This window comes from Acidovorax sp. 93, assembly GCF_003633835.1.
Lineage (GTDB): Bacteria > Pseudomonadota > Gammaproteobacteria > Burkholderiales > Burkholderiaceae_C > Acidovorax > Acidovorax facilis.
In genome coordinates this window covers 4,801,408-4,817,500 of the sequence record NZ_RBIT01000001.1, presented here as the reverse complement: position 1 = coordinate 4,817,500, position 16,093 = coordinate 4,801,408, and the positions used below count along the sequence as shown (strand labels likewise).

Genomic DNA, 16,093 nt, shown 5'->3' with positions numbered 1-16,093 from the left:
GGGCCTGAAAACACCTTAGAACCTGTTCAAATCTCGATCTTGGACCCGAGTTCGACCACTGCGTTGTTCGGCAGATGCAGGAAGTCTGCCGCGCCGCTGGCGTTGTGGTGCATCTGGGCAAACAGCTTTTCGCGCCAGGGGGCCATGCCGCCGCCCATGGTGGGGATGACCGTATCGCGCGAGAGGAAGTAGCTGGTCGTCATGGCCTCCAGCTCGCAGCCCCGGCCGCGCAGCAGCTCCAGCGCGCGGGGTACGTCGGGGTCGTTCTTGAAGCCGTAGTGGATCACCACCTGCCAGCAGTCGTGCCCCAGCGGCTCGACCTGCAGGCGCTTGTCCAAGCCGATCCAGGGGGTTTCGTGGTTGTGCACCGTGACGAACAGGTTCTGCTGATGCAGCACCTTGTTGTGCTTGAGATTGTGCAAAAGCGCATTGGGCACCGCGCCGGTTTCGGCAGTGAGGAACACTGCGGTGCCATCCACGCGCGTGGGCGGACTGACGAACACCGACTCCAGGAAGTCCTTGAGGTCGATTGCGTCGGCACGCAACTTGTCATTCAGCAGGCGGCGCCCTTCTTTCCACGTCATCATCAACGAGAACACGATGCCCCCAATCAGCAGCGGGAACCAGCCGCCCTGGAACAGCTTGAGCAGGTTGGACGCAAAAAACGCCAGGTCCACCACAAAGAAACAGCCGGTGGCTGCAATACACAGCGCCAGCGGGTAGCCCCAGCCATAGCGGATCACGAAGAAGGTCAGCGTGGTGGTGATCAGCATGTCCAGCGTCACGGCGATCCCATAGGCTGCGGCCAGGTTGCTGGACGAGCGGAACATCACCACCGCAAGAACGATGGCGGCGAACAGCCCCCAGTTGACCAGCGGCATGTAAATCTGCCCCGTGTCGCGCACGCTGGTGTGCTGGATATTCAGTCGGGGCAGGTAGCCCAACTGAATCACCTGCTTGGTCACGCTGAAGGCGCCAGTGATAAGGGCTTGCGACGCGATCACCGTGGCCATGGTGGCCAGCACCACCAGCGGGATCAGCGCCCAGTCGGGTGCCATCATGTAGAAGGGGTTCTTCACGGCTTCGGGCTCGGCCAGCAGCAGTGCGCCCTGGCCAAAGTAATTGAGCGTGAGCGCCGGCATGGCCACGCCAAACCAAGCCAGGCGAATGGGCCGCTTGCCAAAGTGGCCCAGATCGGCATACAGGGCCTCGGCGCCGGTCACGCACAACACCACCGCACCCAGGATGATGAAGCTGGTGCCCGGGTTGGCCCACATGAACCCGACCGCATGGTGCGGGCTCAACGCCCAGAGGATTTCGGGGTGGCCCACGATGTGGGAGACCCCCAGGAGGGCAATGCTGAAAAACCACACCAGCGTGATGGGCCCGAAGAACTTGCCGATCCCGCTGGTCCCGCGCTTTTGTACGGCAAACAGGCAAAACAGCACGACCAGTGTGATGGGAATCACGTACTGCTTGAAGTGGGGCGAGACCACCTCCAGCCCTTCCACCGCCGACAACACCGAAATGGCGGGGGTGATGACGCCGTCACCATAAAACAGCGAGGTGCCGAAGATGCCCACTGCCAGCAGCACGCCACGCAGCCGGGGTTTGTCCTTCACGGCCTGCGAAGCCAGGGCCAGCATCGCGATCAGCCCGCCTTCGCCATGGTTGTCGGCGCGCAGCACCAGCACCACGTATTTCAGCGAAACAATGACGGTCAGCGTCCAGAAGAAGATCGAAAGAATGCCGTAGATGTTGTCTTGCGTGAACGGCACATGGCCGGACCCGAACACTTCTTTGACGGCATACAGCACACTGGTGCCGATATCGCCATACACAACACCGATGGCGCCCAGCGTGAGCGCTGCGAGCGATGACTTGGAGCTTTGCACTGACCGCACCCGGCACACAAGGGTCGCCGGGTTCCGTTACTTTTGGGAACGCTATTGTGCGCTTGCGCCCGATCAAGCGCCTGGAGGCCACACCCTATGTTGCAACGCAGCAACTCACCCTTGGCAGTCGTGGGCCGACGTGGCAGGCAGCGTCCCCTGGCTGGCAGGAAGGCGCCGTGGGCAATTCAGGGAGAACGCTAGTCGTACACCTCGGCGTCGGGGTTGGTGGCCTCCAGCTCATAGCTGGCTGCCAGCATCGCCAGGCGGCCCACCACGCCATACATATAGAAGCGGTTGGGCGCACTCACCCCCGGGCGCACGCCAGGCTGGGGCATGTGGGTGCTGTGCTCAAAGGCCAGCGGCACGAAGCTGGCGCCCGGTGCATTGAGGTTTTCGTCCACGCCGCGCTCGGCATGCATACGGTAGAAACCGCCCACCACGTAGCGGTCCATCATGTAGACCACAGGCTCGGCCACGGCCTCGTGCACACGCTCCTGCGTCAACACGCCTTCCTGGATGATGAGGTCGTTGACCGGCTGGCCGTCCTTGATGACGGCCATCTTGTTCTTGGTCTTGCGGTTGACCGCATCCAGCTCCTTGGCATCGCGCACGGTCATGATGCCCATGCCGTAGGTGCCGTTGTTGGCCTTGACGATCACGAACGGCTTTTCGTTGATGCCGTATTCCTTGTACTTGCGGCGCACCTTGGTCAAAAGCGCATCCACCGTGGTCTGCAGCTTGTCCATGCCTTTGTCTTCGGCAAAGTCCACCTCGTCGCACTGGCTGTACATGGGGTTGATGAGCCAGGGGTCGATGCCCAGCATCTTGCCAAAACGCTTGGCCACCTCTTCGTAGTTCTTGAAGTGGGTACTCTTGCGGCGCACGCTCCAGCCCGCGTGCAGCGGCGGCAGCAGGTACTGCTCGTGGATGTCTTCCAGGATGCCGGGGGCGCCGGCCGAGAGATCGTTGTTGAGCAGGATGGTGCAGGGGTCAAAGTCCTTAAGACCCAGGCGGCGCTTGGTGCGCACCACGGGCTCCAGCGTCACCGTGTCGCCGTTGGGCAATTCGATCAGCGTGGGCTTCTTGATTTCGGGGCTGATGGAGCCCACGCGCACGTTGAGCCCGGCCATGTTGAAGATGCGCTGCAGCTGCACCACGTTGGCCAGGTAGAAGGTGTTGCGTGTGTGGTTCTCCGGAATGATCAAGAGGTTGCGCGCCTCGGGGCAGATCTTCTCGATGGCAGCCATGGCGGCCTGCACGGCCAGGGGCAGCATCTCCTTGGTCAGGTTGTTCCAGCCGCCGGGGAACAGGTTGGTGTCCACGGGCGCGAGCTTGAAGCCGGCATTGCGGATGTCCACCGAGGTATAGAACGGCGGCGTGTGCTCCATCCACTCCAGCCGGAACCAGCGTTCGATGGCGGGCATCGAGTCGAGAACACGCTGTTCGAGTTCGTTGATCGGCCCGGTCAGGGCCGTGATGAGATGCGGAACCATGGGAAGCCCTCAGAGGAGACGGGAACGATTGCAATCCATTGTAGGGTTGGGGCGTGACCGGCCTTCGCAAGCCCGCCGGGCGGATTTTTCGGGCTGCCCCGCTCAGCGCCGCCAAAACGCCGGGGTGAGCAAGGCCATGAAGCTCAGAATCTCCAGCCGCCCCAGCAGCATGGCCAGCGTGCACACCCACACCTGAAAGTCCGTCAATACGGCGTAGTTGGACGCTGGCCCCACGCTGCCCAGCCCCGGCCCCATGCAATTGACGCTGGCGATCACGGCGGAGAACGCGGTCACCGGATCCAGGTCGGTGAGCAGCAGCACCATGCTCAGGCCAATGATGGTGGCGCCATACACCAGCATGAAGGCGAGCACCGAGAAGATCACCCGGTTATCCACCACCGCATCGCCCAGGCGCACCGGCTGCACGGCGCGGGGGTGCACCAGGCGGTTCATCTCGCGCCGCGCTTGCTTGAGCAGGATGAGCATGCGGACCATCTTGATGCCGCACCCGGTGGAGCCCGCGCTGGTCGCCACGCCCGACAGCAGCAGCATGAACACGGGCGCAAACACCGGCCAGCTCAGGTAGTCCACCGTGGCGTAGCCGGTGGTGGTGGCAATCGACACCAGGTTGAACATGCCGTAGCGCAGCGCATCGAGCGGCGCATACACGCCTTTCACCCACAGCAGCACCGACACCAGCAGCCCCCCGCCCACCAGCGTGAACAAGGTGGCGCGCAGTTCGGGGTCGCGCCAGAACCCCTGCCAGTGGCCTTTGCGAATGGCCACAAAATACAGCGCAAAGTTGCAACTGGCCACCAGCATGAAGCCCACGGCAATGGCTTCCAGCAAGGGCGACTGATAAAAACCGAAGCTGGTGTCGTGGGGCGACAGTCCCCCCAGGCTCACCGTGGAAAACATGTACATCAGCGCGTTCACCGGGTCCATGCCCCCCGCCCAGTACGCCAGCGCACACGCCGTGGAAAACAGCGCGTACACCCCCCACAGCCCTTTCGCGGTTTCGGTCATGCGCGGGGTGAGCTTGGCATCCTTCACCGGGCCCGCCGCCTCGGCCTTGAACAGCTGACTGCCGCCCACGCCCAGCAAGGGCAACACCGCCACGGCCAGGATCAGGATGCCCATGCCCCCCACCCACTGCAGGAAGGTGCGCCACACGTTCATGGACACGGGCAATGCGTCGAGCCCGGTGAGCACCGTGGACCCGGTAGTGGTCAGGCCCGACACAGCCTCGAAGTACGCATGGGTGAACGACATGGGCCGCCCGATTTCATGGGTGCCCAGCATCAGCGGCAGCGCCGCAAACAGCGGCAGCAGCACCCAGACCAGCGTGACCAACATCACGCCATGGCGCGGCTGCAGCTCGCGCCGGAACAGGCGCAGCTTCCACCACAGGCCGCAGCCTACGGCCAGGGTCGCAGCCATGGCCACGGGATAGATGTGCCACACCCCATCGCGCAGGAACCACGACACCGACAACGGCAGCCCCATGGTCAGCGCGAAGATCATGATCAGGATGCCCAGCACCCGCAGCACGGGAAACATGTCCACCATGGCGTCGTTCTCGCAGGCCCTGCGTCAGAAGAAAGTGGCGCTCACGCGGAAGAGCTTTTCCACGTCACGCACCAGCCGCTTGTGGGGCAGGAAGAACACCACGTGGTCGTTGCTCTCGATGACGGTGGAGCTGCGCGGGATGATCACTTGGGGTTCGCGCAAATCATCAGGCGGCGCGTCCGGCGAATCCGGCAGGCCGCGCACGATCAGGCCCATGTGCACCTCGTGCGGCAACTGCAGGTCGCTGACCTTGCGGCCGACCACGCGCGAGCTTTTGCGGTCGCCGCGCGCCACGATCTCCAGCGCTTCGGCCACGCCACGGCGCAGACTGTGCACGGCCTGCACATCGCCCTGGCGCACATAGGCCAGGAGCTCGCCCAGCATGGCCTGCGCGGGCGACAGCGCAATGTCGATCTGCGTGCCGTGCATCAGGTCGGCGTAGCTGCGCCGATTGATAAGGGCCAGCACCCGCTTGGCGCCCATGCGCTTGGCGAGCAGGGACGACATGATGTTGTCCTCGTCGTCATCGGTCAGCGCCAGAAAGAGGTCGATCTCTTCCACGCTCTCGCCGCCCAGCAGGTCTTCGTCCGTCGTATCGCCCTGCAGCACCAGCACATCGGACGGCAGACTGGACGCCAGCTCGATACAGCGATCAGGGTCGGACTCAATCATCTTGATGTGAAACCGCCCAGGCTCCTTGCTGAGCTGGCGCGCCAGCCGCAGCCCCACGCGGCCACCCCCGGCAATCATGATGCGCCGGACAGGCTGCCCCTGGCGGTCCCCGCGCCGGTGCAAGGCCGTGAGCACGTTGGCAATGTGGCCGCTGGCCGCCAGCACAAACACCTCATCGCCCGGCTCGATGCGCGTGTTGCCATCGCAGGCCACAAAGCGGTCCGGCTCGTCCTGAAACCGCCGGTAGATCGCCACCAGGCGCATGGCCACGTCGGGCAAGCTCTCGCGCAGCTCGCAGATGGTGCGGCTCACCATGGGCGCCCCGGCGCGCGCGCGCACCGACACCAGGCAGGCGCGGCCGCCCGCAAACTCGCGCACCTGCATGGCCTCAGGGTATTCGATCAGCTTGCCGATGTAGCGGGTCAGAGACTCTTCGGGGCAGATGATGCGGTCCACACCAAAGCCCTCGGGGCCGGTCAGCCGCTCATCCAGCGTGAATCCGTTGGAACGCACCCGCGCGATGCGCTTGGGGATGTTGAACACCAGTTGCGCCACCTTGCAACACACCAGGTTGGTCTCGTCCTGTGCAGCGCAGGCGATCAGCAGATCGGTGTCCTCGGCGCCCGCCTCGGCCAACACGGCCGGTTCGATGCCATTGCCCACCACACCGCGCAGGTCAAAGCGCGACTCCAGGTCGCGCAGGCGGACTGCATCGGTGTCGATGACTGTGATGTCGTTGCGCTCGGACACCAGGCTGTCTGCCACGCTCTGGCCCACACGGCCCGCGCCGAGGATGATGATTTTCATAAGAAATTGGGCCTTAGCGCTTTACAGGCAAGCGCTAGCAGCTATGAAATAAGGAGCAAATCAACACCGCACCTCACCCTCGCCCAGCACCACGTACTTGAGTGAGGTCAGCCCTTCGATGCCCACCGGCCCACGCGCATGGAACTTGTCGGTGCTAATGCCGATTTCGGCGCCCAGGCCGTACTCAAAACCATCGGCAAACCGCGTGCTGGCGTTCACCATCACGCTGGCCGAATCCACCTCGCGCAGGAACTGCTGGGCGTGCATGTGGTCACGCGTCAGGATGGCATCGGTGTGGTGGCTCGAATAGTGGTTGATGTGGGCAATGGCCTCGTCCACACCTGCCACCACCTTCACGCTGATGATCGGGGCCAAGTATTCCTCGCTCCAGTCCTGCTCGGTGGCGGGCACCAGCTGGGCACCGGGCACCGAGGCCAGGATGGCCAGCGACTCAGGGCAGCCGCGCATCTCCACGCCCTTGGCGGCATACACAGCGCCGATCTGGGGCAAGAATTCGGCCGCCACGCCGCGCGCCACCAGCAGGCCTTCGCTCGCGTTGCAGGGGCTGTATTTGTTGGTCTTGGCGTTGTCGGCCACCTTCACCGCCATGGCGATGTCGCAGGGGTCGTCCACATAGGTGTGGCAGTTGCCGTCCAGGTGCTTGATCACGGGCACCTTGGCATCGCGGCTGATGCGCTCGATCAGCCCCTTGCCGCCGCGCGGGATGATCACGTCCACAAACTGCGGCATGGCAATCAGCTGGCCCACGGCCTCGCGGTCCGTGGTCTGCACCAGCTGCACGCCGTGCTCCGGCAGGCCCGCCTCCGCCAGTGCCTGCTGCACCAGCTTGGCCAGCGCCTTGTTCGAATCAATCGCCTCGGAGCCACCACGCAGGATGCAGGCATTGCCGCTTTTGATCGACAGCGACGCGGCCTCAATGGTCACATTGGGGCGGCTCTCATAGATCATGCCGAACACACCGATCGGCACGCGCATCTGCCCCACACGGATGCCGCTGGGCTGCTGCTTCATGCCCAGGATCTCGCCAATGATGTCGGGCATGGCGGCGAGCTGCTCGCAGCCTTCGGCGCAGGTCTCCAGCACCTTGGGGCTGAGCTTGAGGCGGTCCACCATGGGCTCGGACAGGCCGTTGACCACAGCGCGCTCCAGGTCTTTGGCGTTGTCGATCTGCAGCGCAGCCACGTTCTCACGCAGCAAGCGTGCCAGCGCCTTGAGCGCTTTGTTTTTGATAGCTGCTGGCGCTTTGGCCATCAGCGCAGAGGCCGTTTTGGCCTGGAGACCGAGAGAATGCGTGTATTCAGCGACGTGGAGGGCGTTCATCCGGCGATTTTGCCGCACTTGGCTTTACCCTTGCGGCCTTGCCCTACTCGCATATCCTTGGCCATGACCACCACCGCCCCCGCCCAGCTCGCCACCCTGACCGAAGCCTTGCAGGCCTTTGAACGCGGCGACCACACCGTCGCCACCCTGAGCACCCTGGCCCGCCAGCAAACCACCCTGCTGGCCGCCCTGCCCCCACGCTACGGCGAGGTGCTGCTGAACCTGCTGGACCGGCTGGAGTCGAGCGCGCTGTTTTCGGAGGAAAGCTGCTCATTCAGCCAGAAGGATCTGGTGACCAACCTGCGGATGTGGGCAGACAAAGCGCGCGGGGTGCTGGAGCAGCCCTGAAGCCCACGTGCAGACAAAGCCGTCACTGCATCTTTGATAGCTACTTGCGCTTTCTGGATAAGCGCCAGGGGCCAAAAACACTCAAATTTATCGACCAACCTTACCGCGCGGCCTGGGTCAACCTGCACACCTGCAACGCAAGCCTCTGCAGCGCCTGCCACCCGTCCGTGGGCCAATCGGGCTGCTTGAGCCCCTTGACGATGCCGTCCACGATATGCGCCGACTGCAGCAGGCGCGCCAGCGCCGCGTCGCTGGCCCTGGGCAGGATGCGTTCATACAGCTTTTCCTTGGCGCCCCACACCCGGTTTTCGCGCAGGGCCATGGGCAGAGGGCGGCCGGCGTTCATGGCGTCTTTCACGCGCTTCAAGGCACGGATGTCTTCGGCCAGCGCCCAGTGCACCAGCACTTCGGCCTCGCCCTCGGCCTGCAGGCCGTCGAGCATGCGCTGCACGCGGGCGGTATGGCCTGAGAGCACGGATTCAGAGAGCTTGAACACGTCGTAGCGCGCCACGTTGAGCACAGCGGCTTCGACCTGGGCCTGTGTCAGCTCACCGGGGGGGTGGAGCAATGCGAGCTTTTGGATCTCCTGGTGGGCGGCGAGCAGATTGCCCTCCACCCGGTCGGCAAAAAACTGCAGCGTGCGCAGGCCTTCCTCGCCCGCCACCACGCGCTGGCCCTGGGCAGCCAGGCGCTGGGCGATCCACTGCGGCAGCATGCCGCGCTCGATGGGGTCGATCTGGATCGAGGTGCCGCTGGATTCCAGCGCCGCAAACCATGCGCCCGTGCGTGTGGCCTTGTCCAGGCGCGGCAACATCACCAGCGTGAGCGTGCTGTCGTTGCCCTTGGCGGATTCAGCAATCTGCTGCAGCGCCACGCCACCATCCTTGCCGGGCTTGCCCGAGGGGATGCGGATCTCGACGATCTGCTTGTCGGCAAACAGGCTCAAGCTGCCGCCAGCCGCCAGCACAGCGCTCCAGTCAAAGTGAGCGCCTGCTACCGTGTACGAGGTGCGTTCGGTATAGCCCTGAGCACGGGCCGTGGCGCGGATGGCGTCTGCCGCCTCCTGCTGCAGCAGGGGCTCGTCGCCATGCAACACGTAAAGCGGCGACAGGCCCCGTTGAAGATGCGGTGAGAGTTGGGCCAGGGCGACTTGCATGCGGCAAAGTTTATCGCCTGGGCAGGCCCGGCACTGTGCACATTGCCAGCAAATGCCCTCACAGTGCACAAGAGAGACCGCGAACTAATCAGCTGCAGTGCTATTCACTGGCGCCCAAAGCCCCGAGAATTCCCCCGGGGCGCGTACACGCGCCCGTGCCGACATCGACTGCCTTCCCAGAAAGCCCCGCACCATGCCACCCAACGCCCTGCGCAGCGCCCAGCCCACCAGCCTGATCGGCGCCCCCACCGACATCGGCGCCGGGGCGCGCGGCGCTTCCATGGGGCCCGAGGCCCTGCGCGTAGCGGGCCTGCAGGCAGCGCTGGAGTCGCACGGACTACAAGTGTTTGACCGGGGCAACTTGAGTGGCCCCGCCAACCCGTGGCAGCCTCCCGTGGACGGTTATCGGCACCTGCCCGAGGTGGTGGAGTGGAACCAGCGGGTGTTTGACGCCGTGTATGCCGAGTTGCAACTGGGGCACCTGCCCATCTTGCTGGGTGGCGACCACTGCCTGGGCTTGGGCAGCATCAGCGCCGTGGCCCGCCATTGCGCAGAAATGGGTAAGAAGCTGCGGGTGCTGTGGCTGGATGCCCATGCCGACTTCAACACCAGTGCACTCACGCCCAGCGGCAATGTGCATGGCATGCCCGTGGCCTGCCTGTGCGGGTTCGGCCCCGAGGCGCTGACCGGGCTGGCCCGCATGCCGGGCGGTGGCGCGGCGCTCCGCCCGTCGCAGATCCGACAAATCGGCATCCGCAGCGTGGACGCAGGCGAAAAGCGCTTTGTGCATGAGCAGGGCCTGGAGGTGTTCGACATGCGCTACATCGACGAGGTAGGCATGCGCCAGACCATGCAGCAGGCGCTGGCCGGACTGGATGCACACACCCACCTGCATGTGAGCTTTGATGTGGACTTTCTGGACCCCGACATCGCGCCCGGCGTTGGCACCACGGTGCCGGGAGGCCCCACCTACCGCGAGGCGCAGCTGTGCATGGAGATGATTGCCGACAGCGGGCGCCTGGCCTCGCTGGACATTGTGGAACTCAACCCCGCGCTGGATGTGCGCAACCGCACGGCGGTGCTGGCGGTGGACCTGGTGGAGTCGCTGTTTGGCAAAAGTACGCTCATGCGGACATCCCCCTGAGCGCCTGCGCCTCGCCCATCACGAACGCCCGGCACGGCACGGCGCTGTCGCTGCCTGCTGCTCTGCGCTACCGCCAAGAGGCCACAGCCCCACGCCTGGGCTCAGCGCTTGGCCGCTGCCAGGCGGCGCATAAGCTGCTGCACCAGGTCGGTCCGCATGTTGCGGTAGAGCAGCGCTTCCTCAGCCTCCTTGGCCAGGGCGATGGTTTCGTTGTAGCTGATGTCGCGCTGCTGCAGCAGCTCGGTCTCGGGAATCAGTTCGGCACCAGCCGGGGTACGCAGCCGGAACCTGATGCGCAGGCGCAGCTGCAGTTCGCGCACCTGGCCCGAGGCATTGAGCCCCACCACCGCGCGCTCCTGCTGCTCCTGCAGCACATCCAGAATGGCATCGGCCGTGGGCATGGCCGCCGGGTCGCGCAGCAGCTGCAGCTTGCCGCCCGAACCCTCCAGCGTGCGCTGCAACTCCCGCGCGAGGGGCGAGCCTGCAGGTGCTGCGATGTAGAGCGACTCAAACCCGAACTCGGGCACGCCCCGCAGCCGAAATCCGCAAGCGGACAGCAGGGCCACGGGCGCGAGGGAGAGCAGTGTGCGCTTGTTCATGGGGGCTATACCACCACGTTCACGAGGCGGCCAGGCACCACAATGACGCGCTTTGGCGCAGCGCCTGCAGCCTGGGCCACAAACGCCTCGCTGGCCAGGGCAATGCGTTCGATCTCGGCCTTGTCAGCCTGTGCGGGCACATGGATGGAGCCGCGCAGCTTGCCGTTGACCTGCAGCATGAGCTCGATCTCGTCCTGCACCAGCGCGTTCGCATCGACCTGGGGCCAGGGTGCATCCAGCAGGTCGCCCAGTTCGGCCGCGTAACCCAGGCCGCTCCAGAGGCTGTGCGCAATGTGGGGGGTGGCCGGGTACAGGCAGCGCAGCAGGATGCCAAAGCCTTCGATCAGCGCCACCTGGGCACCAGCCGAGTCGGTGGCCTTGAAGTCTTCGAGCGCGTTGATCATCTTCATCGCGCCGGAGACCACGGTGTTGTACTGCATGCGCTGGTAGTCGTAGTCCACCTGCTTGAGCACGGTGTGGATCTCCAGGCGCAGGGCCTTGGCTTCTTTGCCAAACTCAACGTCTTTCAGACTGCTGGCGCTTGCTACGCTTGCGCTTGCAGCTCCCATATCCATAGCAGACAGCTTGAGGCCGAAGTTCCACACCCGGCGCAGGAAGCGGTAGCTGCCTTCCACCGCCGCGTCGTTCCACTCCAGCGTGGCTTCGGGCGGTGCGGTGAACATGGTGTACAGGCGGGCGGTATCGGCGCCGTACTTCTCGATCAGGTCCTGCGGGTCCACGCCATTGTTCTTGGACTTGGACATGGTGCCCACGCCCTCGTAGTCGATGGGCGTGCCCACGGGCAACATGCCGTCGCCGCTGGTGGCTTCGTTCTTGAGCTTGGCACCGATGATCTTGCCGCCTTCATCGAGCACATGCTCCACGTCGTGCGGCCAGAAGTAGTCCTTGCCGCCCTTGGCGGTGCGGCGGCTGTAGATGTGGTTGAGCACCATGCCTTGTGTGAGCAGCTTGGTGAAGGGCTCATCGACCTTGACCAGGCCCAGGTCGCGCATGACCTTGGTCCAGAAGCGGGCGTACAGCAGGTGCAGGATGGCGTGTTCGATACCACCGATGTACTGGTCCATCGGCATCCAGTAGTCGGCACCACCGGCCACCATGGCGTCCGCATTCTTGGGGTCGCAGTACCGCATGAAGTACCACGAGCTGTCCACGAACGTGTCCATGGTGTCCGTCTCGCGGCGGGCAGGCTTGCCACACACGGGGCAGGTCACGCCCGCGTGGAAGCCTTCGTGCTTGTGCAGCGGGTTGCCCGAGCCATCGGGGATGCAGTCTTGCGGCAGCACCACGGGCAGGTCTTTTTCGGGCACGGGCACGGCGCCGTGTTCATCGCAGTGGATGATGGGGATCGGCGTGCCCCAGTAGCGCTGGCGGCTCACACCCCAGTCGCGCAGGCGCCAGGTCGTCTTCTTCTCGCCCAGGCCCTTCTGCTCCAGCGCATGGGCCACGGCGTTCACGGCTTCCTTGTACGACAGGCCGCTGAAGCTGTCGGAGTTGATGGTCACGCCGCGCTGCTTGTCGCCGTACCAGTCGTTCCACTGGTGGTAGTCGAAGTGTTCGCCATCGACCAGCACGACCTGCTTGATCTCGATGCCGTACTTGAGGGCGAACGCGAAGTCGCGCTCGTCGTGCGCGGGCACGCCCATCACGGCGCCGTCGCCATAGCCCATGAGCACGTAGTTGCCGACCCAGACCTCGACCTTCTCTTCGGTCAGCGGGTGGGTGACGAACAGGCCCGTGGGCACGCCCTTTTTCTCTTGCGTGGCCAGCTCGGCTTCGGTGGTGCCGCCGCTCTTGCATTCTTCGATGAAGGCCTTGAGCGTAGGATTGGTCTTGGCGGCATGGGCGGCCAGCGGATGCTCCGGCGCCACGGCGCAGAAGGTCACGCCCATGATGGTGTCGGCACGCGTGGTGAACACGTACATCTTGCCTTCACCGATCAGCGCCCCGTCATCACCCCGGATGTCGTGCGGGAAGGCGAAGCGCACGCCTTCGCTCTTGCCGATCCAGTTCTCCTGCATCAGCTTCACGCGCTCGGGCCAGCCGGGCAGCTTGTCGCCCGTCACAAAGCCCAGCAGCTCTTCGGCGTAGTCGGTGATCTTGAGGTAGTAGCCAGGGATTTCGCGCTTTTCCACGGTGGCTCCGGTGCGCCAGCCCTTGCCGTCAATCACCTGCTCGTTGGCCAGCACGGTCTGGTCCACCGGGTCCCAGTTCACGACCTGGGTCTTGCGGTAGGCAATGCCCTTTTCCAGCATCTTCAAAAACAGCCACTGGTTCCACTTGTAGTACTCGGGGTCGCAGGTGGCCACCTCGCGGCTCCAGTCGATGGCCAGGCCCATGGCCTGCATCTGCTTTTTCATGTACGCGATGTTTTCGTACGTCCACTTGGCCGGTGGCACGCCGTTCTTCAGCGCCGCGTTTTCGGCGGGCAGGCCGAACGCGTCCCAGCCCATGGGCATCAAGACGTTGTGGCCGTTCATGCGCAGGTAGCGCGTGAGCATGTCATTGATGGTGTAGTTGCGCACGTGGCCCATGTGCAGCTTGCCGCTGGGGTACGGCAGCATCGAGCAGGCGTAGAACTTCTTCTTGTTGGCGTCTTCCGTCACGCGGTAGGCATCGGTGGCGGTCCAGTGGCCGTGGGCGGCGCGCTCGACGTCTTGGGGAGAGTATTTGTCTTGCATGGGGGCTCGGGGGTGAGAGGGAGGTGCAGCCGCAGGGCCGCGCTGCGCAGATTTTAGGCTGTCAGGCCCCACCTTCCGCGCCTGCCGCCGCCAGCGGCCTGCGCAGACCGGCTGGCACGGCAGCGCACGGCGGTTTCAGGGGGCCTTGGCAGGGGCAGACGGCGCGCCTGCGGCCGGTGGCTCGGCCACAAAGCCGATGCGCTGCAGCCCGGCCAGATGCGCTGCGCCCATGACCTCGACCACGCGCCCGTAGGGCACTGCGGCGTCAGCGCGCAGCTGGATTTCGGTGTCGGGCCGTTCGGCGCCGATGCGGCGCAGGCGCTCAGCCAACGCGCGCTGCGACAGCGGCTGGTCGTCCAGAAAGGCTTGGCCCGACGCATCGACCACAAGGGTAACGAACTGCGGCGCACTACCGGGCGTGGCGCCCTCGGAGCGTGGCAGGTCGAGCCGGATGGAGCTGGCCAGCAGCGGTGCCGTGAGGATGAAGATAACCACCAGCACCAGCATCACATCGACCAGCGGCGTCATGTTGATGTCGCTCATGGGCTGTGGCCCGGTGGTGCGTTCGAGTCTGCCGAAACTCATGCCCCCACGCTCCCCATGGGGGCTGACCCGCCTTGGGGCGGCCCGGCGGCGGGTCGGCTCGCATTGCTCAGACCTTCTGTGGTGCCTGCCAAACTCTGGAGTGCCGCCGTGTCAATGACCAGTTCGCGCAGGTCGCGCGCAAACCCTTCCAGGTCCGCCTCGATGCGGCCGATCAGCCGCCCAAACACGTTGTAGGCCAGCACCGCGGGGATGGCCACGGCCAGCCCGGCCGCCGTCATGACCAGGGCCTCGCCCACGGGGCCGGAGACGCGGTCGATGGTGATCTGGCCCGCGCCCGCCATGGCCGTCAGCGCATGGTAGATGCCCCACACGGTGCCCAGCAGCCCCACGAACGGCGCGGTGGAGCCCACCGTGGCCAGCAGCACCTGGCCAAACTGCAGGCGCCCCAGCACGCCATGCAGGGCATCGCGCAGCACCCGGGTCAACCGCTGAGACAGGCTGCCCGCGCTGGCCAATGAGGCCGGGGCATCGGGCAGAGAATGATTTGCTATTGAATTTGCAGCAACCACCAGAGGCAAGACCAGCGCAGCGCGGTCAAAAGACTGCAAACGTTGTGCTGCAACCTCCATGGATGGCGCCTGCCAGAACGCCGCAGTGCAGCGGGCCACGTCGGCACTGGCCTGGCGCATGAGCCGCAGCTTCCAGACGATGACCACCCAGCTTGCCACCGACATGGCCAGGAGCACCAGTGCGGCACCCTGCGTGACGGCGTCGCCCTGGCGCCACCAGTGGAGAGCGTCCATCAATACCTCGTTATTTGGCGCATCGCCCGCAACTGGCGCGCCCGAAGCCAGTGCCACCGTGGAACTGGCTTCGCCAGGTCACGGGTGGCGTTCCCCTGCAGGGGGAAGATGCGAAGCATCTCAGGGGGTTTCTCATTGCAGACCGAGCACGTCGAACATGTCGAACATGCCCGTCTTGTGCCCAGCGAGGAACCGCACCGCCCGCAGGCTGCCCTGTGCGTAGGTGGAGCGGCTGGAAGACTTGTGCGTGATCTCGATGCGCTCGCCGATGCCCGCGAACAGCACGGTGTGATCGCCCACGATGTCACCACCCCGGATGGTGGCAAAACCGATGCTCGACGGATCGCGCTCGCCGGTCACACCTTCGCGGGCGTACACGCCACATTCCTTGAGGTCGCGCCCCATGGCGTCGGCAATCACCTCGCCCATCTTGAGCGCGGTGCCCGAGGGCGCATCCACCTTGTGGCGATGGTGGGCTTCGATGATCTCGATATCGTAGCCCGTGGCCATGGCCTTGGCCGCCATCTGCAGCAGCTTGAGGGTGACGTTCACGCCCACGCTCATGTTGGGCGCCATGACGATGGCGGTACGCTGGGCAAAGACGGCAATCTCGGCCTTCTGCGCATCGGTGAAGCCCGTGGTACCCACCACGGCTTTTACCCCGAGTTCGCAGCACACGGCCAGGTGGGCCAGGGTGCCCTCAGGGCGTGTGAAATCAATCAGAACGTCGGCGTGTTTCAGGCCCGCAGCAATGTCGGCCGTGATGGCAACACCGCTGGCATGGCCCAGAAACGCGGTGGCATCCGAACCGATGCCGGGGCTGGACGGCACGTCCAGCGCGCCTGCCAGCACACAGTCATCACTGGCGCGAAGGGCCTCGATCAGCATGCGGCCCATGCGACCGGATGCACCGGCAACGGCAACACGGAGGGGGCGCGAGGGCGTGGATGCGGGGGCAGGCGAAGGGGTCCCTGTCATGAGTGTCCTGTACGTTGTCGTTGGCTTTGAAGTGAGGCGGGCA

At 64.9% G+C, this 16,093-nt stretch carries 13 protein-coding genes; 2 read left to right on the top strand and 11 right to left on the bottom strand.

The window, feature by feature from the left end; all coding sequences use genetic code 11:
• Positions 1-26: 26 nt before the first annotated feature.
• The 5 genes from C8C93_RS21960 to C8C93_RS21940 all read right to left on the bottom strand — a co-directional run bounded on the left by C8C93_RS21960 (position 27) and on the right by C8C93_RS21940 (position 7,777).
• The gene (locus tag C8C93_RS21960) at positions 27-1,895 is read right to left on the bottom strand and encodes a potassium transporter Kup (protein WP_121421466.1); all 1,869 of its coding nucleotides are present in this window, start codon (positions 1,893-1,895) and stop codon (positions 27-29) included.
• A 197-nt stretch (positions 1,896-2,092) separates the two neighbouring features.
• Complete coding sequence (gene gshA, locus C8C93_RS21955; RefSeq protein ID WP_055395416.1) at positions 2,093-3,388, bottom strand: glutamate--cysteine ligase; 1,296 nt, start codon at positions 3,386-3,388, stop codon at positions 2,093-2,095.
• A 102-nt stretch (positions 3,389-3,490) separates the two neighbouring features.
• Positions 3,491-4,957: a TrkH family potassium uptake protein gene (locus C8C93_RS21950; protein ID WP_121508296.1), complete on the bottom strand. Its 1,467-nt coding sequence runs from the start codon at positions 4,955-4,957 to the stop codon at positions 3,491-3,493.
• Between the two features lie 24 nt (positions 4,958-4,981).
• On the bottom strand, positions 4,982-6,436 hold the full coding sequence (gene trkA, locus C8C93_RS21945) for a Trk system potassium transporter TrkA (protein WP_121508295.1): 1,455 nt from the start codon (positions 6,434-6,436) through the stop codon (positions 4,982-4,984).
• 60 nt (positions 6,437-6,496) lie between these two features.
• Entirely contained in the window at positions 6,497-7,777 is a 1,281-nt protein-coding gene (locus tag C8C93_RS21940) for a glutamate-5-semialdehyde dehydrogenase (RefSeq protein ID WP_121508294.1), read from the bottom strand.
• A 63-nt stretch (positions 7,778-7,840) separates the two neighbouring features.
• Between C8C93_RS21940 and C8C93_RS21935 the strand changes: the two genes are divergently transcribed.
• Positions 7,841-8,125, top strand: coding sequence for a hypothetical protein (locus C8C93_RS21935; protein WP_121508293.1), 285 nt, complete (start codon positions 7,841-7,843; stop codon positions 8,123-8,125).
• Positions 8,126-8,225: 100 nt separating this feature from the next.
• On the opposite strand, the gene holA is transcribed toward C8C93_RS21935, so the two are convergent.
• Complete coding sequence (gene holA, locus C8C93_RS21930; RefSeq protein WP_121508292.1) at positions 8,226-9,281, bottom strand: DNA polymerase III subunit delta; 1,056 nt, start codon at positions 9,279-9,281, stop codon at positions 8,226-8,228.
• Positions 9,282-9,474: 193 nt separating this feature from the next.
• On the opposite strand from holA, the gene rocF reads away from it, so the two are divergent.
• Positions 9,475-10,425 carry an arginase gene (gene rocF, locus C8C93_RS21925; RefSeq protein ID WP_121421472.1) on the top strand — a complete coding sequence of 317 codons (951 nt, stop codon included), beginning with the start codon at positions 9,475-9,477 and terminating at the stop codon, positions 10,423-10,425.
• Positions 10,426-10,526: 101 nt separating this feature from the next.
• Here rocF and lptE read toward each other — a convergent pair whose 3' ends face one another.
• The 5 genes from lptE to dapB form a co-directional block, all read right to left on the bottom strand.
• Positions 10,527-11,024 carry an LPS assembly lipoprotein LptE gene (lptE, locus tag C8C93_RS21920; RefSeq protein ID WP_121508291.1) on the bottom strand — a complete coding sequence of 166 codons (498 nt, stop codon included), beginning with the start codon at positions 11,022-11,024 and terminating at the stop codon, positions 10,527-10,529.
• Positions 11,025-11,029: 5 nt separating this feature from the next.
• Positions 11,030-13,723: a leucine--tRNA ligase gene (gene leuS, locus C8C93_RS21915; RefSeq protein WP_121508290.1), complete on the bottom strand. Its 2,694-nt coding sequence runs from the start codon at positions 13,721-13,723 to the stop codon at positions 11,030-11,032.
• Between the two features lie 135 nt (positions 13,724-13,858).
• Positions 13,859-14,308 carry a biopolymer transporter ExbD gene (locus C8C93_RS21910; protein WP_121508289.1) on the bottom strand — a complete coding sequence of 150 codons (450 nt, stop codon included), beginning with the start codon at positions 14,306-14,308 and terminating at the stop codon, positions 13,859-13,861.
• Positions 14,305-15,072: a MotA/TolQ/ExbB proton channel family protein gene (locus tag C8C93_RS21905; protein WP_121508288.1), complete on the bottom strand. Its 768-nt coding sequence runs from the start codon at positions 15,070-15,072 to the stop codon at positions 14,305-14,307. The genes C8C93_RS21910 and C8C93_RS21905 overlap by 4 nt, the downstream gene beginning before the upstream one ends.
• 132 nt (positions 15,073-15,204) lie before the next feature.
• The gene (dapB, locus tag C8C93_RS21900; protein WP_121508287.1) at positions 15,205-16,050 is read right to left on the bottom strand and encodes a 4-hydroxy-tetrahydrodipicolinate reductase; all 846 of its coding nucleotides are present in this window, start codon (positions 16,048-16,050) and stop codon (positions 15,205-15,207) included.
• Between the last annotated feature and the right edge of the window lie 43 nt (positions 16,051-16,093).

What these genes read in the sequence shown, in the direction of transcription:
- gshA (WP_055395416.1), bottom strand. Translation starts at nt 3,388, where the DNA reads ATGGTTCCGCATCTCATCACGGCCCTGACCGGGCCGATCAACGAACTC.
- C8C93_RS21950 (WP_121508296.1), bottom strand. Translation starts at nt 4,957, where the DNA reads ATGGTGGACATGTTTCCCGTGCTGCGGGTGCTGGGCATCCTGATCATG.
- trkA (WP_121508295.1), bottom strand. Translation starts at nt 6,436, where the DNA reads ATGAAAATCATCATCCTCGGCGCGGGCCGTGTGGGCCAGAGCGTGGCA.
- C8C93_RS21940 (WP_121508294.1), bottom strand. Translation starts at nt 7,777, where the DNA reads ATGAACGCCCTCCACGTCGCTGAATACACGCATTCTCTCGGTCTCCAG.
- C8C93_RS21935 (WP_121508293.1), top strand. Translation starts at nt 7,841, where the DNA reads ATGACCACCACCGCCCCCGCCCAGCTCGCCACCCTGACCGAAGCCTTG.
- holA (WP_121508292.1), bottom strand. Translation starts at nt 9,281, where the DNA reads ATGCAAGTCGCCCTGGCCCAACTCTCACCGCATCTTCAACGGGGCCTG.
- rocF (WP_121421472.1), top strand. Translation starts at nt 9,475, where the DNA reads ATGCCACCCAACGCCCTGCGCAGCGCCCAGCCCACCAGCCTGATCGGC.
- lptE (WP_121508291.1), bottom strand. Translation starts at nt 11,024, where the DNA reads ATGAACAAGCGCACACTGCTCTCCCTCGCGCCCGTGGCCCTGCTGTCC.
- leuS (WP_121508290.1), bottom strand. Translation starts at nt 13,723, where the DNA reads ATGCAAGACAAATACTCTCCCCAAGACGTCGAGCGCGCCGCCCACGGC.
- C8C93_RS21910 (WP_121508289.1), bottom strand. Translation starts at nt 14,308, where the DNA reads ATGAGTTTCGGCAGACTCGAACGCACCACCGGGCCACAGCCCATGAGC.
- C8C93_RS21905 (WP_121508288.1), bottom strand. Translation starts at nt 15,072, where the DNA reads ATGGACGCTCTCCACTGGTGGCGCCAGGGCGACGCCGTCACGCAGGGT.
- dapB (WP_121508287.1), bottom strand. Translation starts at nt 16,050, where the DNA reads ATGACAGGGACCCCTTCGCCTGCCCCCGCATCCACGCCCTCGCGCCCC.